Below are 22731 nucleotides of genomic sequence, written 5' to 3'. Positions count from 1 at the left end.
GTCGTCCCAGGCCCACCGAAGAGCACGGAGACAGCACCGATGGTACGCGAGAGCGCCCACACCGACGACGCGAACGCCGAAAGAAGAACCGGGAGGGGGCCGCTGGCCAGGGTCGTGGACACGATCCGCGACCTGCTCACCGACCCCCCGCACGACCCGGACCACATCCCTGTGGGCCCTGGCGGCCCCGGCTTGGAATGGAAGTGAACCCCATGAGCAAGCTCCGGCGCGTGCTGGACGAGCACGAATCGGCCGAGCTCCTGATCAAGACCGCGTGCGCCGAGGTCAGGGCGGCCAGGCACCGGGCTTTGCGCCACAGCGACGGCATCGACTACCGGCGCCGCGTCCTGGCCCGCCTGCTCGACGCCGAGCCCCGCACCGTCCACCCCGGCAGCGCCCAGCTGTGGAAGCGGGCCCACGACCGCCTGGACGAACTCGGCTTGTAGCCCGCACCGCCCGCGTGGGGCCGCCGGTTGAGCGGCGGCCCCACACCCCCAGACCTAGAAACGAGGTGAGCCCGTGATGTCCGCAGTCGTGCGCGGTCAGCTCGCTGGCCGCCCTGGCGCCTGCCCCAAGGCGCCTACCACCCCTGTCCTGCCTTCCCGCGACGCCGCGCGGAGGATCAGGTGAACCCCGACGACTCCTCCCTGCTCTTCGACGGCCCTGTCGACGACAACGAGCCCCTGGACTTCTTCGCTGAGGACGAGCCCGGGTTCGCGCAGATCGGCTACTGGGTCCTGTTCAACTACCACATAAGCCCCACCGCGCGCCTGCTCTACGGGGTGCTGGTCGGCTTCGTCAACCGCAACCGCCGCCGGGCCGCGGGCGACACCCGCGTGTGGCCCACGCTCGCCCTGCTGGCCGTCTCCATCGGCGTGGGCAGCGGTGACCTGGTGACCCCCTACCTCGACGAACTCGTCCAGGTCGGCGCGATCGTGCGCCGAGGCACCTACGACGCCCGGGGGCGCAAGACCCGCAACCGGTACGGGGTCCGCTTCAACCCGCCCCGCGGCCACACGAACAACCTCGGCGTGATCATGGCGCACCTGAAGGCCATCGCCGACACGCCCAAGCAGATCCCCGCCACGGCCAAGAACACCAAGGCGATCATCAAGGCCCGGCGCGAGCAGGCCAAGAACGAGCGGGCTGCTGGCATCGACGGGCCGCTGGCACCGGCCATGCCGCCCTACTCTCTGAGCGTACCGGTCGGTAACGGTAAAAGCGCAGGTCAACAGGTACCCCGAAATTCCGGGGCACGTACCCCAGAAAATCGGGGTGCGCACCCCGAAATTCCGGGGTCTAACAACATGCAGACCCCAACAAGAGGAAGTACTTACAAGCAGGAGGAGGAGGGGGACGCGCGCCCGCGCGCGAGCGAGACTCCTTCATCTGACGGGTGGGGTGTACAGGCCGGGACGGGCCCGGCGCCTGCGGCACCCGAGCCGTCCGGCACCGCCAAGGCCATGGTCGCCGCGGTCGCCGCGCGCCTGGGGGAGGGGCTCTCCGAGCGGGAACACCGGGCGCTGGCCGCCCGCTACGACGCCGCCGTCGAGGTGGTCACCGCTCTGGCCGCCGAGGGCGCGGACGTGCACGCCAGCCATCTGCCCGAGTACATCGACGCCGGGTACCTGCGCCCGGACGGCACGCGAACCTACAACAGCTTCTACGCGGTGCTGAGCTTTCGGCTGTCCGAAGCTGAGGTTCGGGGCAAGCTCCCCGGCTTCGTCGCGCGAGCGGTCGCCTCAGAGGCTTCTGGGCCCCTAGGGGCTTCTGGGACTCGTGGGGCGTGGGGTGTGCAGGGTCCCGCGGCCTCTCCGGCGCCCGGCGCGAGCCCGGACCGGTGCCGCACGCACGGCACCCGCTACATCCCCGACCCCTCCGGCTTCGGCTTGTCCTGCCCGGCCTGCGCCGCCGACGAGCCCCCGGCCCGGCCCGCGCCGCCGGAGCCCGCGCTGGCCAGTGGGCCCAGCAAGGTCCTGGACGCGCTGCCCGATCCGGCACCGGCCGACCCCTACGGCCCGCACTGCGGCAACGAACGGTGCAACCGAGTCACCCGCGTCATCAGCCGCCGCGACGGCGACCGGGTGTGGGTCGAGCCCTGCCCGATGTGCCGCCCACACGACCACCAACAAGCGTCATGACCCCCACACGGCCAGCGCTCGACGCTCTGGCCGCCCACCACACGAGAAGGAAGAACACCATGACCGAGAACAACACGCCCCGCACCTGGGCCGACGCCTTCGAGCTCGCGGTGTGGATGGAAGACGTCCTCGACCCCACGGTCCCGGACACCGGCTGCGTCGCTGACGCCCTGATGGAGCAGTGGCACGTCGTGCGGCTGGAGGGCGAACACCCCACCGGGCCGCCGGTGGACCGCGACGCCCTCATCGCCGCGCTGGAGGAGGACGGGGCGGGCGCGGAGACCTTCGAGTGGATCGCCGAGAAGCTCTGCGCCCGGTTCGGGTTCACTGCTGTCCCCGCCCCGGCCCCGGCCTCGACGTGCGAGGCGCCCGCCCGACAGATGCTGGCGTCCCTGCTCGGCCAGCCCCCGGCCGCCAAGGAGCCCGCGGTCTGGCACAACGATGACGGCAGCGCGCTGCGCATCGACGGCCACAGCAGCATCGACGGCCAGCGCCGGTCGGCCCTGCTGCGCCTGGTCGACCACGAGGGCAAGCACTCACGCCCCACCATCGTCGGCCCGCGCGGTGCCGCGTTCATCGCCCGGCACCTGCTGAGGTTCACCGGATCGCTGCCCGAGCCGGGCACCGAGGCCCGGGACCTGCTGGCAGCCGGTGCTCTGGCCGAGCTGCGCGAGCTGGAGCAGACCATCGCCCCGCCCGGGTGGTCGGTGTCCAAGGGCGGTGAGCTGCACGACCCGCTCTGGATCATCGAGGACGTGGTCCGCGATCCGCGCGGCACCAACGCGCTGGACTGCGGAAGCGACCAGAAGCTGGCCGAGTTCATCGTGGCCGTGCGCAACGGGCTGCCCGCCCTGCTCGACGCGCTGGTCCAGGCCCAGCACCAGCTCCAGGACGCCCAGCTGAACATCCAGGCGGCCAACGACCTCCACGGCCTGGACGAGCAGGAGAAGAAGGACCTGACCACGGACCTGGAAGGCCTCCAGGCCGACCTGGACCGGGTCGATGCCGCCGCCTACCAGCGCGCCCTGCACGACGCCGCCCACGTGGTGCGCCAGCGCGACTACGCCGGGCACGGCGACGACAACGCCGCGGCCATCCTCGCCCTGAGCGGAGCCGAACCCGCCGCGGCCTCCACCGACGCTGCGCTGACCACCGGCCCCGGACACGCCCTGGCGCGCCGCGTCAACGGCCGCGTCGTGCGCGTCGCGCACGCGGGCCCGGACACCGACATCGTGGCGGCCGCGGACGAGCAGCCCGAGTTGGACGCCCTCTCGTCCCAGGCCGCGGACGAGCCCGCCTTCCTCGCCGACCAGAGGATCTTCTTCCTCCAGCCCCGCGGCCAGGAGTACGGGGTCGCGGTCCACGACGGAGAGGACGACGACGGCCGTACCGCTCTGGCCCTGATCGGAACCGAGGGGGAGGGCGCCCAGGCTCTACTGGGCAGCGTCGAGGCACACAAGGTCGGCTCCGAGCTCGTGCGTAGGTCCGGCCACGGCGTCCCCGAGGTGGACTCGCGGGTCTGGCTGCCTCTGGCCCGCCAGTGCCCGGCGTGCTCGCACACGCACACCTGGCACATCGGCCAGCTCTTCGAGACCGGCGAGGAGCTGCGGTGCGAGTGCGGACAGCGCACCCCGGTGTCGGAGTGCCCGGCCACCCCGGACCTGGACACCCTGCGCAACGGGGAGGGTGACCACTCCGACTTGGTGGCCTTCATCGACCGCCTCATCACCCAGCGCGACCTCGCCCTGGCCCACGACCGCCAGCCCTACCCGACGGCCGAGGCCTACGAGCGCACCTGCCAGGCCCTGAGCGCCCAGCGCGAGCGCGCCGAGCGCGCCGAAGCCGACCTGGAGCGCCTGCGCCAGAAGCCGGAGCCGGTTGCGGCCGAGCTGGGGGAACAGGACGAGACGCTGCTCGCTCTGGTGCGCCGCTTTGGCGCGCCCGAGGTGGCGTATGAGATCACCCACCTGGCCCAGGGCGGAGAGGACCGCACCCCCGCGCTGTCCGCGCCGGTCCGTGACCTGATCCAGCAGATGGGGGCGCCGTGGGCGTCCTACCAGGTCGCCCGCCTGGCCGCGAAGCACTGACCCCTGTGCGGGCGCCCCGCCGGGCGCGGGGCGCCCGCACCCCCGTTTTCCCACTTCCGAGGTCCACCATGACGACGTACCACACCCGCACCGCCCAGACCACCCAGGAGTGGCAGGCCCGGGTAGAGCAGCAGATACAGGCCCGCCGAGTCGCCATCGGCGCGTTCTTGGGGCGCCACCTGCTGCCCGCCAGCACCCAGGCGGTGGGCGATGACACCCTGCTGCACGGGCTGCTCTGGCAGCACGACGAGGTACCCGGCGGGTGGCGTTGGCATCGCACCCGGCCCGGGATCATCACCCCCGACCAGTCCACCCCGGCCGGGCAGGAGATCGCCTGTCAGCTCGGCGAGATCCCGCACGTGGCGGAGAACCTCCTGCTGCCCGGAGGGATGCCGGCCAGCGCGGTGCGCGCCGAGTCCCAGACCCTCATGTGGCCCCACGTGGAGCTGTACCAACAGCGCCTGTGGGTGGTCTGGCCCAGCCCGCTGAGCCTGATCGACCAGCGTCGGGTGGACCTGCGGGTGTGGCAGGAGCACACGTCGTGAACGCGGTCGCAGTCCAGGCCCGGTGGCAGTGGCAGGACGGCGCGGTGTGTGCCGGGCTCGACCCCGCCCGGCGCGAGCTGTTCTTCGGGCCCCAGGAGGAGACCCGAGACGAGCAGGCCGACCGTGAAGAGCAGGCGATCGCCCTGTGCCGTCAGTGTCCGGTGATCGCGGCGTGCCTGGAGCACGCCCTGAACCGCGCTGAACTGCATGGGGTGTGGGGCGGCAGCGGAGAGGACGAGCGTGCCCGGATCCGCCGTCGACGACAGCGACAGGCCAAGGCCGCCCGTGACCGAGAGCAGGGCATTCCGGGCCCGGGGCAGGTACGGACGCTGGGGGACGCCCGCATCCTTCAAGGCCTGGCCGTCGGCGGCCGCGGGCTGCCCGTAGTACGCGCCTGGACCCGTATCTCCCTGTCCACGCTGGAGGCGGTGCGCTCGGGCGCCCGTCCCTTCTGGCCAGCTGCGCACTCGGTCAAGCTCCGCGGTGCCGTGCCCCAGATCCTCGACGACCCGCCGATGCGGTTCCTGCCCGTCAGCGCCGCGGCGCTGGCTCAGGGGTGGGTGGGCCTGCCTGCGTGGGAGGGCCTGGACATCGACGACCCCGCCACGCAACCCCTGCTCCCCGCGGCCTAGCCGCACACACGTGAAGAAGGGAAGCACATGGACATCGAAAGCCACGCCCAGGACGAAGGCGTCACCGTCTTGAGCCAGCACCGGAGGCTCCCGGCCAGCGCCGAGCGCGTCGAGGCGCGCAGCGTGCTCTTTCGTGCACGTCAGGCGTTGGAGGCCCTGGAACACCGGGCCCGGCACCGGCCACAGGAGCTTGCCGACGACCACGAGCAGATCCACGCCGACCTGGCCCGGGTCTGCCGGGTGCTGGAGCGGTGGGACTGATCGCGGCGGTAGAGCGGGGGACCCGCTCCCGTCACGTCTCCCAGTCCGAGCGGCCCTTGCGCGGGCGCGGGGGCAGGTTGTGTTCCCGCATGGCCAGCCTGACCCGCTCGGGCGAGAGCTTGAGCTGCGCCGCGGCCTCGACCACGGGCATCTCAGGGTCGGATTCCAGGAGGTCCAGGATGCGCCGGGTGGTGCGCTCCTTGGAGCCTGCCTTGCGGGTGGGTGTGGGGATGCCGGCGGCGGCCGCCAGGCGCTTGATCCAGGTCTCGTCGCCTCTGCCCGCCAGTTCGGAGAGTTCGGCGCGCAGGCGGTTCGGGTCGCGCTTGAGCAGTTCGAGTACGGCCCGTTCCACGAACTCTTGGTGGGTGGCGGCGGCTGTCTCGGCTTCCTGACGCAGGCGCCCGTGCATGCGCACCTGAGCTTCGAGGTCGGGTGTGGACAGGGCGGCGAGGTCTTCGGGGTCTGTCGGCTCCGTGGTGGTCATGGCCGCAGTATCCCACGGTAGGCCAAATGATCAAGACCCGCGCACGCAAACTATGCGTGTGACATGCACGCATAAGTTGCGTGCAGAGCGCACTCTATGTATGTTGTTTGTGTTCGGCTTCTACATCGAGAGGTCCTTCCATGCCGCTGGCCTTCACTGACGTCACTGAGGGCGTTGTGCTGACCTTCATCAACAACCACTCCGACGGCCGCACCAAGCGCCAGAGCTTCCACACCGCGAAGGTCACCAAGGTCACCGGGCGCACCGTGTTCCTGGAGGACCTGGAGCGCACCGTCCCGGCCTTCGGCGGCGGCACCCGGCCCGTGCGCTACCGCCTCACCCGCTCCAACTGGGACAGGCGCCAGGTCCACCACGTCACCACCGCCTCCGGGTTGCCGCGCCGTCCTCGCACGACGGCCTCGCGCATCGCCCAGGCCGCCATCCCCGCCGTGCCCGAGCGTCCTCTGGTCCGCGACCTGGTCACGGTCACCACCCAGGGCGGACCCATTCGCGTGCACTCCCGCGGCTGCACCGACATCCGCCGCGACGTCCGCGCCTGGCGCTCCACGCCCCGCGCCGTCCGCGTCGCCGACCGGGTCAGCCTCATCTGGCCGATGGTCGCCGACATCCTCGCCGAGGACCCCAACCTGGACGTCGCCTACTACGACGACCCGGAGGAGTTCCACTTCCTGCCCTGCTGCGGCCGCCTGCCCTGGAAGGCCGCCGGTGCGAGCTACGGCCACTACCCGACCGAGAGCCCCCGCCCGGGTGTGCAGCACGTCATCCAGGTCCTCACCCGCGCTGGACACGTGCCCGCCACGTTCCTGGGAGTCCCCGAAGAGCAGCCCACCGGGTTCGTGGCCCGCTCCTACGGAGACCACGTCGAGGTCCTGCACCTCCAGGACGGGCACACCGTCGCACCCGGCACCGGCCGCGGTCACCGCGAACAGCTGGCCGCCTACGCGCGCACGCTCACCGAGGCCGGACTGCGTCCCCACAACCTGCTGCGCCTGATCAGCGTGCCCCTCCACGACCGCGCGCTCCAGCCCGCCTGACCATCCAGCATCCGATCGGAAGGAACCACCCATGAGCGAGCAGACCTACCCCACCTGGGTCAGCGTCATCGGCAGCAACGCCGTATGCGGCCGCTGCCCGATGTCCGCCCAGGCCGACCTGAGCACGGACACCCTCCTGGCCCACCTGGAGGACCCCGAGCTGGCCCACCGACACGGAGACTGGGCCAACCCCACCCCCGCCCAGACCCAGGCCCGCGACCTGGTCTCCGCCGTGGACTGGCCCGACGCGGACGGGCCGCGCCCCTCCGAGGTGATCGTGGACGCCATCACCCCGCTCATCGAGGAGCTCAACCGTCTTCGCGCCCAGCAGGACAACACCGACGACGACACCGAGCGCGTCTCCTACCCCCGGATCGCCCCCAGCCTGGCCGAGGCCGGGTTCGCCACCTACCTGCCCCGCCAGGTCGGCGCCGTCAACGCCGTGCTGCTCACCGAGGACAACCTCGACCAGGTCGCCCAGGCCATCGGCGGCACGATCCTGGAAGGCCGGACCCGGCGCCTGCGCTTCCCGACCGTGCACTACTCCGACCTCACCACGCACGTCGCCGAGATCGGCGAGGTCCTGGTCCAGATCGAGGAGTCCCAGCTCGACCCGTGGCGGCGCAACGTGAACCAGCCCCGCTTCTACACCCGGTCCGCGGACGGGTTCCACCAGCGGCACTTCCTGCCCGGCCAGCCCCAGCACCAGGACCCCGAGCCCAACCCCGCCCCCGCCGAGCACGCCGCCCGCATCCGCATCTACGCCGACACCATCGACCGCAGCCACCCGGCCCGCGCCGAGGCGGGCTACAAGCTCGACCTGGCTCTGGACATCTACGACCGCCTCGCCAAGGGCGACACCGAGGTGTTGCGCGACGAGCAGGTCGACGCCGCCCGCCACCTGCGCAGCCGGGCCCGCGACGTGCTGTCGACCCTGCCCAAGGACCTGGAGATCGCGATGGACTGCGTCGCCTCGTGGATGATCTCCCGCCCCAGCAGCACCCGCACCCCCGTCACCGCCAAGGGCACCCGCTACGTCGACCGGCACGGCAACGCCTACACCGACATGGGCGACGGAACCCTGCGCACCGGCGGGCCGCTGCGCATGCTCGACTACCGGCCCGTCGAGCCCTACACCGAGGTGCTCTTCCGCGTCGGCCCCCTGACCCACGTCCCCCTCGACGACGACTGACCCGCACTCGACCGGGCCGCCCCGACCACCACCCGGGGCGGCCCCACACCCCCGGAAAGGGCACGACCGTGACCAACGTGACCAACCCGTCCGGATGCCGCCACTGCGGCATCGACCCGCGCGAGCACTTCCAGCGCTGGCACCCCCAGACCCGACGCAATGAGAAGTGGGTGGAGCCCACCCAGGACCAGCGCAAGCGGCGCATGCTGGAGCGCCGCCGCCCCCTGGCCGCCCGCATGCTCGGCGCGCACCTGCTCCAGCTGCGCGCCAGCAGGTGGGCGTGCGAGAAGGAAGACGCCGAACGCATCGAGCAGATGCGGGACATGGCCATCTCCCTGCGCCGCGGCGAATGCCTCTGGAGCGTCCCCGAGATCCTGCTCACCGCCAGCAGCGCCAGGCACCTGGCCGACCAGGCCCAGCACGCCGGGGCGGACCACGCCCGCCACGCCCTGCTCTTCCTGGCACAGGACCTGGAGACCTACCTGCCCACGCCCTCCACGGTCGAGCAGGAGGCCGCGCAGATCCGTGCACTGGTCAGCCGCGGCCGGACTGAGGCCGCTCTCGCTCGCCAACTGCGGCTGTGGACCCAGGTCCTGGAAGCGATCGGGCACGGGCACGGCGACGCCTCCGAGCTGGCCGAGGCCGCCCTGGGCGCCTACGACCAGCACACCGAAGACCTGATCCTCGCCCACAGCGACGACACCTGACCACCGCCCGAAAGGACGTCTCCTGGTGAGCACTCACGTACGCGCAGGCCAGACCTGGCAGCACGCCAAGGACTACAACCCCGACAACCGCCTCACTGTGTATGTCCGCAAGGTCGAGGGCGAGCGCGTCCACGTCATCTCCGCCGACCAGCACACCGGCCTGCCCCTGGACGGCGGCCGCCGACGGACCATCACCATCACGACCTTCCACGCCTCGCCGACCACGGCAGAGGGTCGCCCCCGCCGCACCGGTTTCGTCCTCTTCAAGGACACCCCCAACCTGCTGGCCGAAGCCGCCCAGGCCGCCGAGCGCGCCGTCGCCGACCACCACCACGAGGACCTGTGCGACTGCGACCACTGGCCCAAGGCCTGCGCCACCGGTTACACCCCCAACTCCTGGGCCAGCGGCGCATGGGAGATCGGCCTGCCCGCCGCCCTGAAGGCCCTGGGTCTGGACCCTGACCTGTACGCCTGAAAGGCCACCACGATGCCCACCGAGACCACGATCAACTCCGACATCGCCCATCGCCTCCTGGGCGCCCAGGAGAACCCGTGCACTGAGCCCCGGGTCCACGACGGGTACACGCCCGTCGCCTTCGTCCACGGGGAAGGACAGGTCCCCGCGCCCACCGACATCGAGGACCAGATCGTCCTGGAACCCGTGGTCGCGCGCCAGGTCCTGACCACCACCTACGACCGCATCGAGGGGAGCTGACCGTGTACTCGTCCTCCCAGCTGAGCCCGACCCGCAAGGCCCTGCGCGCCGAACTCGGCCGCGTCCTGGACAGCGACCCCGGCGCGAACAGCGAGCAGGAGCCCCGGTTGTCCGCCGCCGAGCACGACTACTGGACCGCGTGGGCGCGCTGCCTGATCGCTGCCCACGGCACCGAACTGGCCGCCTCGGTCTACTCCGACTACGCCGACGAACGCCAACGCGCCCTGGCCAAGACGCACCCGGGCCTGACCTCCTGGAAGCAGGTGAAGCTGTCCTGGTCCCCGGTCCCGGCCTGGTCCAGTGACGTCCACGGGTACCTGTGCGTGGTCTGCGGCGACGCCGTCCCCAACGTGATCCACCGCACGGAGATGGAGGCCTACTGCCGCCCCTGCGCCCGCCAGTACACCGAGAGCCCCTCCGAGCTAGCTCCCCTCTGGGCCGGACAGGGCGTCTATGACGTGTTCGCCACGCCCGGCAGGGTGCTGCCCGAGCACAAGGCGGCAGAGGACGCCCGCGTCGAAGTGCACTTCCCTCACGACCCGGTGGAGACGCGCACCTATGTGGTGGGCGAGTACGGGGTGTTCACACCGCAGATGAGTGGGCTGCCCAACCTCACCCTGTCCCACACCGAGCTCAACGGTGAGTCCCGGGATTGGATCGGCCTGTTCGCGGAGGCCACCACCGAGCACGAGGGCCGCGGCTTTTCCATCGCCGCGTCCTTCGGCTACGACCCCGACCCGGACGCCTACGCCCACCACCCCTACGGGTTCCGGTTCCGCGCCGCCCGGGTCACCCCCACCCACACCAGCCCGGCCCTGCCGACCGAGCACACCCACCTGCACCAGATGCTCGACCAGGTCCTCACCGGCCTGTACCTGACCGACCTTGTGAAGGAGTCCTGAAGATGGCCACTGGCGCCGTCCGTATCGTCTACCGCGCCCGCGAGGACGCCAGCGGTGCCTACATCGCGCGCGTGGAGAAGCTCAAGGCCGACCGGGAGGAGGCCATAGCCGCGTTCTTGTCCCGGCACGGCTTCCCCGAGGGAACCCCCATGTGGGGGAACGACCGCGCCACCACCGGGGTGATGTACCGCGTCGACCAGGCCCCCGTGGGCTGGCGGATCCTGCGTGAGGACCCCGGGGTGCTGGTGCCCGCCCGCCGCACCGTCGCGGGCCGCGAAATCGCCCGCCAGCTCTCCGCGATCCCGTTCAGCGACCGCCGCAAGGAGCTGCCCGGGTCCATGCCCGACATCGCCTCCAACCGCGACCACACCTTCTTCATCAGCCCCGGGTCAGGGGTCTACGGCGGCCACCTGTACGTGTACTGGTCCGACGAACTCGACGAGCGCGACGCCGGGCGCATCGACCCCTCGGTGTGGGAGCGAGTGCCCCTCTCGATCTACTATCTCGCCGTCGAGCAGCACGAGCGCGAGGCGGTCAGCGCCGATGGGTGACCTCAACGCGATCACTGCCCGTGCCACGGCCGCGGCCGCCGACCCCCTGGTCGTCATCGACCACGAGGGCGACCTCGAGATCTGGCACGCCAACGACCTCCTGCCGGACGGCTCCGGGGACACCGATGAGTGGCGGCGCCCGGCCGTGTACCGCCCCGAGGCGTGCGTGGCCCGTACCCAGCTCGACACGTGGGAGCGCGGCGAGGACCCCCAGGAGGACGCGTTGCGCGACGCCTTCCACGGCCTGGTCCAGGCCGTTCAGGACCGTGCCGACCTGCTGGGGCTGGTGCGCGACCTGCGCCAGGAACTGCGCCAGCTGCGAAGCGACGGGGCCGGAACGGAACCGGAGTAGCGCGGAAGCGGCGGCCGACGCCAGGGAAGGCGCCGGCCGCCGCGGCATTCAGAGAACCACACGGATTTCCCATTTATAGCGTGCATTGCGCACGCCATGTATGCTTCTGTGTGTGGCGGGGGTCGTGCCCCCGACGCCGCTGGACAGGCCCACCGACGATCCGCGCCCTCCCCGCAGGGGGCCTCACCTGAAAGCCGAGTCGATGATCGACGAGACGCTGCTGGACCGCTTCTTGCCCGAGACTGAGCCGAGCCCGTACTGGATCGGCCCGCAGATGGACCGGCGCGACCTCACGCACGCCCTGTCCTGCTACCGCTCCAAGGACAACCCCGCCTGGGTAGGGCCCTGCACGCACCTGGACCGTGCGGTGACGACCGTCGCCCGCCTGGCTTGGGCGCTTCCCGAAGGGGGCCTGCGCACCACCCTGGAGACCATGCGGTGGGAGTTGGAGGAAGCACTGGAGCGCGCCCTGGCTGCGCGCGGGCCGCGCAGCGCGCTCTGGCCGCCCCGTCCCGGGGACATCTGGGCAGACCTGGCCGGCCGCCACCGCTGGCACGCCCGCTTGGACCACGGCCAGCTCAAGCTCTTCCACGAGCCTCTAGTCGGGTGGCTTGTCGGCAGCGGGGACGACCCCGACTCGGTCTGGGAGGACTTCGGTCCCCTGGTGCTGGCGAGCGGCCCGGCCGTGGCGGAGCACCCCTACGTGCTCGCGGTCCGCGACGCGATGGAAAGCGCCCGCCGATCCCACCAGCTCGGAGGCCGCTACGAGGACACGTTGCGCCGACTGGGACAGGCCAGCCCTGAGGGCCGCGACGCACACGAACGCCTGATGGTCGTCCTTGGCCACGCGGGCGCGGACGAGGACGTGTGCCCGGGGTGCATGACGGAGGAAGAGGTCGACGACCCCTGGTCGGAGCCCACGCTCGTCGGCGAGTGCGCGGAGCTCGACTCCAGGTGACAAAAATAGAGTGCATCGTGCACGCAAAACTTGCGTGCGCGCTGCACTCTATGTATGCTCCTTGTGAAGTGGTCCCCACGAGACCCGCGGGGATGTTCGACGACAGCCAGGAGCGCCACGCACATGTCCATGACCCATGGCGACCAGAACGCCATCAGCCGCAACTGGCGCTGCGGCGGATGCGACACCTGGAACGAGCCCACCGTCCTCGCCTGCACCATCTGCGAGACGGCCAAGAGCACGGTGTCCAAGGCCGTCCGGGACTACATCACCAGCGTGGCCTCAGGGCTCCCCGACCACCCTCCGGTCGTCTACACGGCCTTCGACGGCCCCGCCGCCTACATCGTCACGACCGCCGAGCTCATCGCCTGGTCCCCGACGCTGGGCTGGACCATCGGCGCCCACGGCATCGACCAGGCCGACATGGACTGCCTGCACCACGTGCCCGACGCCGCCCCGATCGAGATCATCCACACCATCACCGCGCACCAGAACCGGGACCCCCACGACGCCTACAGCGACGACGTGGACCGCTGGCACCGCGCCCACGAACTCCCCTCCCAGGCCGGGGAGCCCACGTGCAGCCACGGCACAGGGACCGTCCGATTCTTCACGGGCTGCGGCGACTGCGAAGCGGCCGAAGAAACGGTGCGCGCGCGCCTGGCCCAGCTCGCCGACGGCTGCCCCGTCGACGTCATCGCCTGAACACCGTGGCCGCCCCACACCTGTGGGGCGGCCCGCCACCGCACACCCGACACCTCCCCGACGGAAAGCAGATGACCTTGCCGCAGCTCCAGCCCTGGAAGAACACCCCCACCAAGCCCTTCGACGGTCAGCAGATCGCCGACCAGCTCGCCGCCACCGTCGGCCCCCTCGACTGGGATCAGGAGCAGACCTGCGCCTGGTGGACCTTCCCCGCGCCCGAAGGCCCCTTCGCTGGGGCTGTGGTGACGCTGGAATGGGACAACACCGGATGGCGGTGGGGCTACAGCCGCCGCCCCGACGCCGACATCGACGCCGTCATTCCCATGTCCGGAGGCGGCACCACGGTGGCCTCGGACCTGCTCGCCGTCCTCACCCAGCCGATCCCCGACCCCCGACCGGCGCTCAGCGAGATCGCCACCGAGGACGGCACCGTCACCACCGAGGACCCGTCCCGGATGAACCGGTTCGTCGGCCGCGCGGCCCAGATGCTCGCCGACACCCAGCACACGCCCACCCCGGGCGACGGCTACACCGACGCCATCGGCAACCCCATCGGCCTCGGCGACACCGTCGGAACCCGCACCACCGGCGGCCGCTACTCCGGCACCTACGCCGGGCGCATCATCAAGCTCGGCAAGGGCCAGGTCAAGATCCGCATCACCCACATCCCCAGCAAGGCGTGGGGCTCTGACAAGGGCGTTGGATCCGAGGCCTGGGTGCGATGCGACTACGCCTTCAAGACCTTCCCCCGCTAACCCCGCAAGGCGAGGCCACCCGGGCCCGCCCCACACACAGAAAGAGGACATCGTGTCCGACCTGACCATGAACGACGTGGACCTGGGCTCGCTCAACACGGCCACCAAGTACCCGTCCATCCCCACCTACCACCGCCTCGACCCCAAGAACGGCGGCCTCGTCGAGGAGCCCACCGCCTTCACCGACGTCGTGCACATCTCGGAGAAGCTGGACGGCACGAACTCGCGCATTATCCAGTTCCCCAACGGCGACTACATCCTGGGCTCGCGCGAGGAACTCCTGCACGCCAGCGGCGACCTCATCGCCAACCCCGCCCTGGGCATCGTCGAGGCCCTGCGCCCGCTGGCCGAGCGCCTCACCCCGCCCAGCGCGGGCATCCGGGTCCTTTTCCTGGAGGTCTACGGAGGCAAGGTCACCGGCGCCAGCAAGCAGTACACCGGCACCCGCGCCGTCGGACACCGCCTCTTCGACGTGGCCACCATCCCCGTCGGCGTCGTCCTGGGCTGGCCCCAGGCGCGCATCAGCACCTGGCGCGAGGACGGCGGCCAGATCTTCTTCACCCGAGGCGGTGAGCTGGAGGACTTCGCCCAGGACCAGAAGATCGACCTGGTCCCCGACCTCGGCGTCATCGCCGCCGACGCGCTGCCCACCAGCATCGAGGAGACCCAGGTCTTCCTCTCCGACCTGCTGCCCACCACCCAGGCCGGACTCGACGACAGCGCCGGTGGCGCCCCCGAGGGCATCATCCTGCGCACCACCGACCGGTCGGTGATCGCCAAGGCCCGCTTCCAGGACTACCGGCGCACCCTCAACCGGCGCGCCTCGGGCCGCAAGAACACCTGACCCCCTACCCAAGCCGGGGCCGCCCCCGTCCCTCCTGGGGGCGGCCCCATCGACCACAGGCGCGGCCTGGACCCAGATGAGGACCACACCGCCGCCAAGGACCTGACCACCCACCCGGCGGGCCGGGGCGCACCGTGCCCGCGCCCCGGCCCGCCACCCCAACCAGCGGAGGAAACCCCGTGCACGACCCCGACGAGCTGTACACCCTGAGCCGCGACACCGACGGCGTCCTCCACCTCGACATGGCCACGAAGGCTTCTGCCGCCGACACCGCCCCCCTCGACGACACCGAGGTCGCCGAGGTGCTGGAGGTCTCCACCGACCTGGACACCGTGGGACGCGCCGCCGTGGACCTGCTGTGCCAGCGCATGGGCTGGCCCCCGGCGCCCTGAACCCCGCGCGGCTGCCCCACGTTGCGCGGGGCAGCCCCATCCCCTTTGCTCAGAAAGGCGAACCCGATGGGAAACACGAACTGGGAGATGCGCGACGGCATCGACCCGACCCACTTCCGTGAAGCCGTCCGGGTCTTCGACACGGCGCGGGAGGCCGAGGTCAAGGCCCGCTTCGAGAAATACGACCGCGAGCGGCAGCAGGCGCGCGACGCTGCCTGGGCCCAGAACGAGCCCTTCCGCGAGCAGCTCGGCCGGATCCTGGGTACCAAGGTCCGGACCGACGAGGTCACGGTCCACGAGACCAGGAGCGGCTTCGAGTTGCGGTGCCGGTTCATGCAGATCGTCGAGGCGATCGACTACGAAGGCTACCGCCGCCAGAAGAGGACCCTGCCCGGCCGGGACCTGACCGCGGTGTGGACGGGCAGCCAGATCCACATCCACGTCACCGGTGAACCCCGCCCCTACTACGAGTCCTCCTTCCCGCGGCACGCGGAGGAATGGAACGCCGGGCCGGTCCACACCACCGAGGACCTGGTCCGCCTCGTCGAAAGGCGCGCTGACCATCGCTGGAAGCCGCCCGCCGACAACGCTCCGGAGCCCGCGGCCGAGCCGGAGCGTCGATCCATGACCGATCGAACCCAGGAGATCATTGACCGGCTCGCCGCCCAGGACAAGTACCAGGACGGCATCCGCGGCCTGCTCCTCGCCCTGGCCATGAGCAACCTCGCCGTCGCTCAAGCCCAGCAGGCCACCGATGAGTGACCGCACCCCACTGCCCGGGATGCCGCCCCGGGCCATCCCGCTGGTCGTCACCCGGTGGAAATGCCCGCACTGCTCGTTCTCCCGCTCCCGCCAAGCGGTGACCGAGGCCCACATCGACCGCTGCTGGCACAACCCCGCCAACCGCGGCTGCCGCTCTTGCGCCCACTTCGAACCCGCCGGAGCCGACGACTGCGACTGCCGCCCGGGATGCCGCGGCGCCGGAAGCTGGCCGGACTCCTGCCGCCTGGACCAGGACCTGCCCGACCACAAACCGATCACCGGTTGCTCTCTGTGGGAGCACCACGACACGGAACAGACCTTGTGAGCACCCTGCTGAAGACCCCTGAAGCCGGCTTGCTGCGCCCCATCCGACTGCGGCCGTGGGACCTGGCCCCCGGGCTGGTCCGAGCCCGGAACCTGCTCACCCGCGCCGACGCCGGGATCATCGCTCACTCCGGAGGCAAGGACTCCGGGGCCGCCTTCTTCCTGGTCGCCTCCCTCGCCTACGAGATGGGCATGCTCGACAAGCTGACCGTCCTCCACAACCCTTTGGGAATCCTGGAGTGGCCCGGCGCCTCCGACATCGCCCGGACCCACGCCGAGATCTACGGCTTGCGGTTCGTGGAGCGCGCCGCCGACCGCGACCTGCTCGACGAGGTGCGCCGCCGCCGGATGTGGCCCGACGCTCTGGCCCGCTACTGCACAGCGTTCGCGAAGCGAGGCCCGGGGATGAGGTTCGTGACCGAGGTCGTCGCCGCGCTGGGCCTGGAGCGAACCGCGGAGATCCTGTACGTGCTGGGCCTGCGCGCCCAGGAGTCCACGGCCCGCTCAAAGCTGGCCCCAGTGGACCTGCACAAGGCATCCTCCGGGCGCCGGACCATCCGCACCTGGCACCCGGTGCTGAACATGCGCGAGGACCGAGTCTGGGACCTACACCGCCGGACCGGTCTACCCCACCATTCCGCGTACACCGCTGGAATGAGCAGGCTCAGCTGCTCATTTTGTGTGCTTTCGGCCAACGCCGACCTGATTCGCGCGTGCCAACTCCGCCCTGAGCTCGCGCAAACCTACGCCGACCTCGAATGGGAGATCGGCGACTCCTTCAAGCCAACCCTGTCCATGCTCGAAGCCATCGCGAGGGCCAACGACCGCCCGGTCGACCAAGACCGGCTGGACCTGCTCAAGCTGCGTACGAAGCACAACCGCCGCGCGTACCGGCTCGCGAAGAAGGTCGACAGCGCCGACGCCCCGTCCGAGCAGATCGACACTCTGCGCGCCACCTGCCTGGACCTCCAGGCCCAGATGCGCGCGCTCGGCTACAAGGGCAAGTTGGACCGCTGGAACCTCGCCGCCTGACCACCCGCTTGGCCGCCCCCGACCGCCACCGGGGGCGGCCCCACAACCCTCACAAGGAGACGGCGTGACCGCCCAGACCACCAGCCCGCAGACACCCGACAACACCATCACACTGACCTGCCCCGTGTGCGCCCACAAGGGCGACAACTGCCAGATCACCGCCAGCCCTGACCGGGCCCACGCCGAACTCACCAGCCACCTCGACGAGACCGACGGGGGGAGGCACGACAACGTCTCCCTCGCCGAGTACATCGTCACGACGATGCGCGGGGACGCCAGCCACGTGCTCATCTCCAAGACGGAGCTGGCCGAGGGGCTGCTGGCCGCGACCCGCGCCCACACCCAGCCCGCGAGGGCGTGATGGACGCCCTCCCCGGCATGCCCGCACCCGCACCGCGTGCCAGCGGGCTACCAACCACGAGAGCGAGAACAGCCAGTGATCCGCGAAGATCGCTTCCTGATCAGCCGCAAACCGTTCGCCGTTGACCTGAACAGCCTCCGCGTCGACACCCGCACCCGAAGCGACGGTAGCCACTACTACGCCGGGCGCATCGACGCCGTCTGGTACCGCCGCCGCCAGGGCGTCACCTACGCGTGCATCGGCACCCTGTGGAACTCCCGAGAGGAGCCTCCGGCTACCGGGCGCGCGTTCCTGGAGGACCACACCGACGGCCGGTACGGCGGTGACTGCGACGGCCGGTGGGACGGCTCCCGGTACTGGGGCGTCCAGGAACCGGATGTGGTCGCCGAGCACCTGGAGATCCTCCGCCCGATGGTCGCCAACGTCCCGAGCATGCCCCACGGGTTCGACGGCTGGTGGACGTTCCAGCCCGCCCGTCGCACTTGACTCCACCCGCCCGCCCCGCGTGCGCGGGGCGGGCCCTACCGCACTCCCCTGAGAAGGAACCGATGCAGGTCACCCGAATCCCGAAGCGTCTCCAGAACCAACCCGGCCTGTCTGGCCCCAACATCGTCTATGTCGGCCAGGGCACGCGATTCCACACGGCCTTCAACGCGCTCGCCGGTGACCCCCAGAGCGTCATCCGCATGGGCTTGGCCGCCACCGAGACCGAAGCCCTCGCCCGCGCCATCACCACCTACCACCGCTGGCTCACCGGGAAGGTCCACTACGACGACCTGCCCGGGGCCTGGCAGCTGTCCGATGAACGCCGTACCTGGATCCTCACGCGCATCCGCGGCCTGGTCGGTAAGGACCTGGCGTGCTGGTGCCCCGAGGGGCAGCCGTGCCACGCCGACGTACTGCTGAAGCTGGCCAAGATCATCGTGGCGGCCGAGCGGGGCAGGCGCCGCGCCGCCTGCCTTGCCGCGCGGGCCCAGCACCGCATCGAGGGCATCCCGGCCTTCGTCTCCGGCCGGACATCGCCGTCGGGATGCGCGGTCAAAAAATGCGGGCGCGACCCTCGCCACCACGGCGACGGAGCACAGGAAGGCGTCGCTCCTCACGGCTTCCAGCCGCTCCTGGGCCCCGGACAGGACGTCGAGGACCACGGCCGCGCTCAGGCCATGATCCTGCGGCGGATGCGTCAGCGTAGGCAGGAGCGCGCCCTATGGCACCAAGGACGGGGCCAGTACCCCTGCACGGTGTGCCACGTGTCCCCAGACCAGCACCCGGACCAGCACGAGGTGACCATCTACGCCGATGACCCGTGGAGCCCTCTGCAGGTGTGGGAGCGGGACCAGCACATCATCGGTCCCTACGAGGCACCGAACCAAGAGCAGGTCCTCAAGTACATGACCAACAGGCGTCGGCACCGCTGGGACTTCCTGGACGACTACGAGGAGTACAGCGACCCGGGCCTGGAAGCCGAGATGGACACCATCCGCGCACAGAGCCTGTTCGACGACCTCGACGCATGGAAGTACGAGACCCCATGAGCGCCACCGTCATGCTCACCTGCGACGTTCCCCATGGCGTCGGCACGTGCCCGGAACGCACGCACGTCACCGCGGACGAGATCCGCACGATGAAGGACCACCCCGACGCCTCCCCCCGCTGGGGCGACCTGGACATCGCCCGGCGCATCGCGGCCGCCCGCGGTTGGAGCACCCGCTACCAGCCCAACACCCGCAGCACCATCGACTGCTGCTCCACCCACTCCGGGCACAAGCCCCGCCGCTGACCGTCGGCACCACCCACCTGACCGAGCTCTGCCCGCCCCGCAACCCCGGGGCGGGCCTTACCGCCACACCCGATTCCACGAAGGAATGTCCGATGCAGCAACCCACCTGGACCGTCACGTCCTCCGGCACACGCGAGACCACATGGCACGGTGAGATCTTCCACTTGTCCCAGGAGGGCGCTCTCTGGTACCTGCACCGCGGCCCCGAAACCCTGGCCCTGCACAGCAACGCAGCACTCGCCCTCGACGGCGGATGGGCGACCATCACCGCCGCCACCGACCGGGCCGGCTTGCTCCTCAACGGCTGGACGGAGAACCCCAACCGGGCCTTCACCTACCTCGACGACACCACCCGCGACGCCGAGAACCTGCTCACGGAATTTCGCAACGCCCTGAAGCACACCCCCACGCGCGGAGAGGACTGCCTCGACCGGGCCCGCCTCGCCCACCTCGCCGAATGCAGCGCCACCCGTATCAGCGACATCTGCCCCGTGCACATCGCTCTTGACGAAGCCCGCCGCACCGCCCTGAAGAGCCTGATGGAGAAGGTCGTCGACAGCCACCCGGACGTGCGCTGGTTCGAACCCGCCAAGGCCGGAGCGGTGGTCGTGCACTTCGCTGCTCGCGACAACCCCCGTATCCGTGGTGGCATCGGCTACGACCTCGACCACGCCGGACGGGAGCACCCCTGGCATGTCGGGGTCGAAGAGCGGCCGTTCGTCGGGACTGGCCCCCGCGTGCGGGCCACGGTGCCGACCGCAGCGCAGCTCGCCGACGAGATCACCCGCCAGGTCAGCCGCGTGCGCGCCGTCATCGGGACGCCCCGGTGAGCCGCGAGACCTGGTGGACGTCCTCGATGACCATCCCCGACGACCGCGCCCCGGAGGGCCGATGACCGCCTCAACCATTCGCCAGGCCTTGGCCGCTGGCCTGCGCTGGCTCTACGACACACCTCAGCCCGACGGAGCGATCCTCCAGCACCACGGGGAGGGCCTGTACCTGCCCGACGCCAACCGCTCTCTGGCGTTCATCCCCGCCGGATGGGATGGAAAGGTCGTCATCGTGGTCAACGTGGCTCGTGCGGGCTGGAAGCCCGAGCGCAACGAGCTGACGCCCGCACACATGATCGGCCCCACCGAAATCGACGAGGTCACGGCCATGCTTGCCGACCTCGGCGCTCGCGTCGTACACACCTGGAACGGCCACCCGAGCGACACCGGAAGCCTCGCTCTGGAACGGCCAGCCCACCCCACCCTGCTCGCCGCGGTGAACCGCTATCGCAAGGGATGCCCCGACCACCCCGAGAAGTCCGTGTTCTGCAAGTGCGGCTGGTACGAGCGTGGCAACAAGAAGGTCGCGGTGCCTGTACTCACGCGAGAGGTCACCGGATGAGTGAGAACGAGTTCGCCAAGCAGCTGCTGGCGGCCGAGGTCGCTCGTGTTGGCGGGCGCGTGGAAGCTCTGGCCGAGGTCGGCCGGATGCTGGAACGCCTGACGTATGAGCCTCCCGACGTCCTCTTCGACTGCATGGCTGTCTGGGTCGCGGAATCCGTGCGGGTGGCACCGTTGCCCGCAGGGGAGCAGGCCCGAGCTGACTACGACCCCCGCCTCAACGTCCGATGGGACCTGGCCGCCAACCCGGGGGCTCGCGTCGGCCTCCAAGTCTTCGCTGCCCTGACCAATGGGGACGAGGGCATGGCCCAGGCCCTGTGGCAGGTCGCGGTCGAGGACACCTCGACCGTGCGCAACGTGGCGCTCATGGCGGTGCTGCAGATCGCGGGCCGCGTTATCTGTGAGCACCAGGGCGAGCCGGAGACCGGGAGGGACAAGGACCTCTGACCAGACCCGAGAGAGAAACCACCAATTTTCCGTGCCCCATGCACGCACAGGTTGCGTGCATGGGGCACGCTATATATGCTCTCTGTGTTGGGGGAGATGCCCCCGAACTGACCTGGACAACGGAGGCGGACCATGAGCAGCGACGCCTCCACCTTCTATCTCGGTGTCCACCACCCCGACTGGATCCACGGCCGCGGCCGCTGGCTGCGCGGCCAGCCGATGTTCGTCTCCTACCGCACCATCCGCGACCGCCGCGCACTCTTCCCGGCTGACCGCCGCTGGGCCCTGGACTCGGGCGGCTACACCGAACTGCGCAAGCACGGCACCTGGACCATCACCCCCGCCGACTACGCCGCCGACGTCGCCCGCTACACCGACCAGATCGGCCACCTGGACTGGGCGGCGATCCAGGACTGGATGTGCGAGGACGACGCGCTCAAGGCCACCGGCCTCACCGTCGCCGACCACCAGGCCCTCACCATCGCCAACCTGCTGGACCTGCGCACCATCGCCGCGCACCTGCGCTGGACCCCGGTCCTCCAAGGGCGCACCGCCGACGACTACCGCAGGCACCGAGACGCCTACGCCGCAGCCGGAATCGACCTCACCGCCGAACCCGTCGTTGGCCTCGGATCGGTCTGCCGACGCCAGAGCACCCGGCCCGTCCACGACCTCATCCGCGAACTCGCCGCCGACGGCATCCGGCTGCACGCCTTCGGCTTCAAAGCGACCGGGCTCATGGCAGTGGGGGAGCACCTGCACTCGGCCGACTCGATGGCCTGGTCCTACGCCGCGCGCCGTACCCCGGCCGACCCGCTGTGCGCACCCTTCCACCCCCGCTGCTCCAACTGCCCCCGCTTCGCCCACCTGTGGATGGAGCGCCTGACCACCCGCATGGCCACCCGGGGCCTCGACCTGGCCGCCTGACCACACACGGAGACGCGACATGAAGCTCACGACCACCCGTCCCCTCGCCGTCACCCCCGAGGTCCACCGCGACCTCCAGAAGGCCACCCGCACCGGCCGCATCCGGGCCGGAAGCGTGGCCCGCGTCCTCCTGGAGGCCGAGGGCCTCATCCGCACCAAGCGCGGCCGAGTGCTCCTCACCCCCGCCGGTCTGGAAGTCGCCCGCACCGCCGTCGCGATCATCCCCGGGGACGGCTGGCCCGTGATGGACAGCGAGGGCGCCGTTGGCCGCACCACCACGGACGGCTGGGAGGTCACCCGGATCATCGCGACCCCGGACACGGCCACTCACGTGCAGAGCAGCCGTATGCCCCGCAACAACCCCCGCCACTACCTGCTTTACCGCGACGGCACCTACAAGCTGGCCCCGGTCGTCGACACCACCCTGAC

General features: G+C 70.8%; 33 protein-coding genes. 32 read left to right on the top strand and 1 reads right to left on the bottom strand.

The genetic code is table 11. The annotated features are described in order from the left end of the window. Positions 1 to 39 precede the first annotated feature (39 nt). From ACSIH6_RS29715 to ACSIH6_RS29685, 7 genes are all read left to right on the top strand, one after another. Positions 40 to 207, top strand: coding sequence for a hypothetical protein (locus ACSIH6_RS29715; protein WP_435111642.1), 168 nt, complete (start codon positions 40 to 42; stop codon positions 205 to 207). Between the two features lie 5 nt (positions 208 to 212). Further along, entirely contained in the window at positions 213 to 446 is a 234-nt protein-coding gene (locus ACSIH6_RS29710) for a hypothetical protein (RefSeq protein WP_435111641.1), read from the top strand. A 180-nt stretch (positions 447 to 626) separates the two neighbouring features. Beyond that, positions 627 to 2141, top strand: a complete 1515-nt coding sequence (locus tag ACSIH6_RS29705) for a hypothetical protein (protein ID WP_435111640.1) — start codon at positions 627 to 629, stop codon at positions 2139 to 2141. Positions 2142 to 2200: 59 nt separating this feature from the next. Continuing rightward, positions 2201 to 4228, top strand: a complete 2028-nt coding sequence (locus ACSIH6_RS29700) for a hypothetical protein (RefSeq protein WP_435111639.1) — start codon at positions 2201 to 2203, stop codon at positions 4226 to 4228. Positions 4229 to 4296: 68 nt separating this feature from the next. Next, a complete protein-coding gene (locus tag ACSIH6_RS29695; protein WP_435111638.1) occupies positions 4297 to 4773 on the top strand; it encodes a hypothetical protein in 477 nt (158 codons plus the stop codon). Beyond that, positions 4770 to 5405: a WhiB family transcriptional regulator gene (locus tag ACSIH6_RS29690; protein WP_435111637.1), complete on the top strand. Its 636-nt coding sequence runs from the start codon at positions 4770 to 4772 to the stop codon at positions 5403 to 5405. Before ACSIH6_RS29695 ends, ACSIH6_RS29690 begins: the two co-directional genes overlap by 4 nt. Before the next feature lie 27 nt (positions 5406 to 5432). Next, on the top strand, positions 5433 to 5666 hold the full coding sequence (locus ACSIH6_RS29685) for a hypothetical protein (RefSeq protein WP_435111636.1): 234 nt from the start codon (positions 5433 to 5435) through the stop codon (positions 5664 to 5666). A gap of 31 nt (positions 5667 to 5697) precedes the next feature. Here the strand turns inward: ACSIH6_RS29685 and ACSIH6_RS29680 are convergent, their stop codons facing one another. Then, a complete protein-coding gene (locus ACSIH6_RS29680; RefSeq protein ID WP_435111635.1) occupies positions 5698 to 6150 on the bottom strand; it encodes a winged helix-turn-helix transcriptional regulator in 453 nt (150 codons plus the stop codon). Positions 6151 to 6290: 140 nt separating this feature from the next. Between ACSIH6_RS29680 and ACSIH6_RS29675 the strand changes: the two genes are divergently transcribed. From ACSIH6_RS29675 to ACSIH6_RS29555, 25 genes are all read left to right on the top strand, one after another. Beyond that, the gene (locus ACSIH6_RS29675; RefSeq protein ID WP_435111634.1) at positions 6291 to 7205 is read left to right on the top strand and encodes a hypothetical protein; all 915 of its coding nucleotides are present in this window, start codon (positions 6291 to 6293) and stop codon (positions 7203 to 7205) included. 31 nt (positions 7206 to 7236) lie between these two features. Beyond that, positions 7237 to 8397 (top strand): hypothetical protein, encoded by a 1161-nt coding sequence (locus ACSIH6_RS29670; protein WP_435111633.1) that lies wholly within the window; start codon positions 7237 to 7239, stop codon positions 8395 to 8397. Positions 8398 to 8465: 68 nt separating this feature from the next. Then, positions 8466 to 9104 carry a hypothetical protein gene (locus ACSIH6_RS29665; protein ID WP_435111632.1) on the top strand — a complete coding sequence of 213 codons (639 nt, stop codon included), beginning with the start codon at positions 8466 to 8468 and terminating at the stop codon, positions 9102 to 9104. 25 nt (positions 9105 to 9129) lie between these two features. Then, positions 9130 to 9579: a hypothetical protein gene (locus ACSIH6_RS29660; RefSeq protein WP_435111631.1), complete on the top strand. Its 450-nt coding sequence runs from the start codon at positions 9130 to 9132 to the stop codon at positions 9577 to 9579. 12 nt (positions 9580 to 9591) lie between these two features. Beyond that, positions 9592 to 9819, top strand: coding sequence for a hypothetical protein (locus tag ACSIH6_RS29655; protein ID WP_435111630.1), 228 nt, complete (start codon positions 9592 to 9594; stop codon positions 9817 to 9819). Between the two features lie 2 nt (positions 9820 to 9821). After that, entirely contained in the window at positions 9822 to 10721 is a 900-nt protein-coding gene (locus ACSIH6_RS29650; RefSeq protein WP_435111629.1) for a hypothetical protein, read from the top strand. Between the two features lie 2 nt (positions 10722 to 10723). Further along, positions 10724 to 11272, top strand: coding sequence for a hypothetical protein (locus ACSIH6_RS29645; RefSeq protein WP_435111628.1), 549 nt, complete (start codon positions 10724 to 10726; stop codon positions 11270 to 11272). Further along, positions 11265 to 11624: a hypothetical protein gene (locus ACSIH6_RS29640; protein WP_435111627.1), complete on the top strand. Its 360-nt coding sequence runs from the start codon at positions 11265 to 11267 to the stop codon at positions 11622 to 11624. The genes ACSIH6_RS29645 and ACSIH6_RS29640 overlap by 8 nt, the downstream gene beginning before the upstream one ends. A 202-nt stretch (positions 11625 to 11826) precedes the next feature. Next, positions 11827 to 12582, top strand: coding sequence for a hypothetical protein (locus ACSIH6_RS29635; protein WP_435111626.1), 756 nt, complete (start codon positions 11827 to 11829; stop codon positions 12580 to 12582). A 123-nt stretch (positions 12583 to 12705) separates the two neighbouring features. Beyond that, positions 12706 to 13287, top strand: coding sequence for a hypothetical protein (locus ACSIH6_RS29630; RefSeq protein ID WP_435111625.1), 582 nt, complete (start codon positions 12706 to 12708; stop codon positions 13285 to 13287). A gap of 71 nt (positions 13288 to 13358) precedes the next feature. Further along, complete coding sequence (locus ACSIH6_RS29625; RefSeq protein ID WP_435111624.1) at positions 13359 to 14042, top strand: hypothetical protein; 684 nt, start codon at positions 13359 to 13361, stop codon at positions 14040 to 14042. Between the two features lie 52 nt (positions 14043 to 14094). After that, complete coding sequence (locus tag ACSIH6_RS29620) at positions 14095 to 14886, top strand: RNA ligase family protein (protein ID WP_435111623.1); 792 nt, start codon at positions 14095 to 14097, stop codon at positions 14884 to 14886. A gap of 179 nt (positions 14887 to 15065) precedes the next feature. Then, positions 15066 to 15278 (top strand): hypothetical protein, encoded by a 213-nt coding sequence (locus tag ACSIH6_RS29615; RefSeq protein ID WP_435111622.1) that lies wholly within the window; start codon positions 15066 to 15068, stop codon positions 15276 to 15278. A gap of 66 nt (positions 15279 to 15344) precedes the next feature. Next, on the top strand, positions 15345 to 16040 hold the full coding sequence (locus ACSIH6_RS29610; RefSeq protein ID WP_435111621.1) for a hypothetical protein: 696 nt from the start codon (positions 15345 to 15347) through the stop codon (positions 16038 to 16040). Beyond that, positions 16033 to 16365, top strand: a complete 333-nt coding sequence (locus tag ACSIH6_RS29605) for a hypothetical protein (protein ID WP_435111620.1) — start codon at positions 16033 to 16035, stop codon at positions 16363 to 16365. The genes ACSIH6_RS29610 and ACSIH6_RS29605 overlap by 8 nt, the downstream gene beginning before the upstream one ends. After that, positions 16362 to 17396 carry a phosphoadenosine phosphosulfate reductase domain-containing protein gene (locus ACSIH6_RS29600; RefSeq protein ID WP_435111619.1) on the top strand — a complete coding sequence of 345 codons (1035 nt, stop codon included), beginning with the start codon at positions 16362 to 16364 and terminating at the stop codon, positions 17394 to 17396. The genes ACSIH6_RS29605 and ACSIH6_RS29600 overlap by 4 nt, the downstream gene beginning before the upstream one ends. Positions 17397 to 17460: 64 nt before the next feature. After that, the gene (locus ACSIH6_RS29595) at positions 17461 to 17757 is read left to right on the top strand and encodes a hypothetical protein (protein WP_435111618.1); all 297 of its coding nucleotides are present in this window, start codon (positions 17461 to 17463) and stop codon (positions 17755 to 17757) included. A gap of 75 nt (positions 17758 to 17832) precedes the next feature. Then, a complete protein-coding gene (locus ACSIH6_RS29590) occupies positions 17833 to 18243 on the top strand; it encodes a hypothetical protein (protein ID WP_435111617.1) in 411 nt (136 codons plus the stop codon). Between the two features lie 62 nt (positions 18244 to 18305). Beyond that, positions 18306 to 19292: a DUF4326 domain-containing protein gene (locus ACSIH6_RS29585; protein WP_435111616.1), complete on the top strand. Its 987-nt coding sequence runs from the start codon at positions 18306 to 18308 to the stop codon at positions 19290 to 19292. After that, entirely contained in the window at positions 19289 to 19537 is a 249-nt protein-coding gene (locus ACSIH6_RS29580) for a hypothetical protein (protein ID WP_435111615.1), read from the top strand. Before ACSIH6_RS29585 ends, ACSIH6_RS29580 begins: the two co-directional genes overlap by 4 nt. A gap of 92 nt (positions 19538 to 19629) precedes the next feature. After that, on the top strand, positions 19630 to 20367 hold the full coding sequence (locus ACSIH6_RS29575) for a hypothetical protein (RefSeq protein ID WP_435111614.1): 738 nt from the start codon (positions 19630 to 19632) through the stop codon (positions 20365 to 20367). Positions 20368 to 20428: 61 nt separating this feature from the next. Beyond that, positions 20429 to 20929: a hypothetical protein gene (locus tag ACSIH6_RS29570; protein ID WP_435111613.1), complete on the top strand. Its 501-nt coding sequence runs from the start codon at positions 20429 to 20431 to the stop codon at positions 20927 to 20929. Beyond that, a complete protein-coding gene (locus ACSIH6_RS29565) occupies positions 20926 to 21375 on the top strand; it encodes a hypothetical protein (protein WP_435111612.1) in 450 nt (149 codons plus the stop codon). The genes ACSIH6_RS29570 and ACSIH6_RS29565 overlap by 4 nt, the downstream gene beginning before the upstream one ends. A 132-nt stretch (positions 21376 to 21507) precedes the next feature. Further along, a complete protein-coding gene (locus ACSIH6_RS29560; protein ID WP_435111611.1) occupies positions 21508 to 22302 on the top strand; it encodes a deazapurine DNA modification protein DpdA family protein in 795 nt (264 codons plus the stop codon). A 19-nt stretch (positions 22303 to 22321) separates the two neighbouring features. Beyond that, on the top strand, positions 22322 to 22731 hold a 410-nt coding region (locus ACSIH6_RS29555; protein WP_435111610.1), incomplete at its 3' end, for a hypothetical protein.

Origin of the sequence: Nocardiopsis synnemataformans, from assembly GCF_965343085.1 — a bacterium.
GTDB lineage: Bacteria > Actinomycetota > Actinomycetes > Streptosporangiales > Streptosporangiaceae > Nocardiopsis > Nocardiopsis alborubida.
The sequence above is the reverse complement of the archived record's forward strand: the minus strand, read 5'-3'. Positions and strand labels throughout refer to the sequence as shown.

Coding starts and splice junctions, on each gene's coding strand:
- ACSIH6_RS29715 (WP_435111642.1), top strand. CDS start 40: ATGGTACGCGAGAGCGCCCACACCGACGACGCGAACGCCGAAAGAAGA.
- ACSIH6_RS29710 (WP_435111641.1), top strand. CDS start 213: ATGAGCAAGCTCCGGCGCGTGCTGGACGAGCACGAATCGGCCGAGCTC.
- ACSIH6_RS29700 (WP_435111639.1), top strand. CDS start 2,201: ATGACCGAGAACAACACGCCCCGCACCTGGGCCGACGCCTTCGAGCTC.
- ACSIH6_RS29695 (WP_435111638.1), top strand. CDS start 4,297: ATGACGACGTACCACACCCGCACCGCCCAGACCACCCAGGAGTGGCAG.
- ACSIH6_RS29685 (WP_435111636.1), top strand. CDS start 5,433: ATGGACATCGAAAGCCACGCCCAGGACGAAGGCGTCACCGTCTTGAGC.
- ACSIH6_RS29680 (WP_435111635.1), bottom strand. CDS start 6,150: ATGACCACCACGGAGCCGACAGACCCCGAAGACCTCGCCGCCCTGTCC.
- ACSIH6_RS29675 (WP_435111634.1), top strand. CDS start 6,291: ATGCCGCTGGCCTTCACTGACGTCACTGAGGGCGTTGTGCTGACCTTC.
- ACSIH6_RS29670 (WP_435111633.1), top strand. CDS start 7,237: ATGAGCGAGCAGACCTACCCCACCTGGGTCAGCGTCATCGGCAGCAAC.
- ACSIH6_RS29655 (WP_435111630.1), top strand. CDS start 9,592: ATGCCCACCGAGACCACGATCAACTCCGACATCGCCCATCGCCTCCTG.
- ACSIH6_RS29645 (WP_435111628.1), top strand. CDS start 10,724: ATGGCCACTGGCGCCGTCCGTATCGTCTACCGCGCCCGCGAGGACGCC.
- ACSIH6_RS29640 (WP_435111627.1), top strand. CDS start 11,265: ATGGGTGACCTCAACGCGATCACTGCCCGTGCCACGGCCGCGGCCGCC.
- ACSIH6_RS29635 (WP_435111626.1), top strand. CDS start 11,827: ATGATCGACGAGACGCTGCTGGACCGCTTCTTGCCCGAGACTGAGCCG.
- ACSIH6_RS29630 (WP_435111625.1), top strand. CDS start 12,706: ATGTCCATGACCCATGGCGACCAGAACGCCATCAGCCGCAACTGGCGC.
- ACSIH6_RS29625 (WP_435111624.1), top strand. CDS start 13,359: ATGACCTTGCCGCAGCTCCAGCCCTGGAAGAACACCCCCACCAAGCCC.
- ACSIH6_RS29610 (WP_435111621.1), top strand. CDS start 15,345: ATGGGAAACACGAACTGGGAGATGCGCGACGGCATCGACCCGACCCAC.
- ACSIH6_RS29605 (WP_435111620.1), top strand. CDS start 16,033: ATGAGTGACCGCACCCCACTGCCCGGGATGCCGCCCCGGGCCATCCCG.
- ACSIH6_RS29585 (WP_435111616.1), top strand. CDS start 18,306: ATGCAGGTCACCCGAATCCCGAAGCGTCTCCAGAACCAACCCGGCCTG.
- ACSIH6_RS29580 (WP_435111615.1), top strand. CDS start 19,289: ATGAGCGCCACCGTCATGCTCACCTGCGACGTTCCCCATGGCGTCGGC.
- ACSIH6_RS29575 (WP_435111614.1), top strand. CDS start 19,630: ATGCAGCAACCCACCTGGACCGTCACGTCCTCCGGCACACGCGAGACC.
- ACSIH6_RS29570 (WP_435111613.1), top strand. CDS start 20,429: ATGACCGCCTCAACCATTCGCCAGGCCTTGGCCGCTGGCCTGCGCTGG.
- ACSIH6_RS29565 (WP_435111612.1), top strand. CDS start 20,926: ATGAGTGAGAACGAGTTCGCCAAGCAGCTGCTGGCGGCCGAGGTCGCT.
- ACSIH6_RS29560 (WP_435111611.1), top strand. CDS start 21,508: ATGAGCAGCGACGCCTCCACCTTCTATCTCGGTGTCCACCACCCCGAC.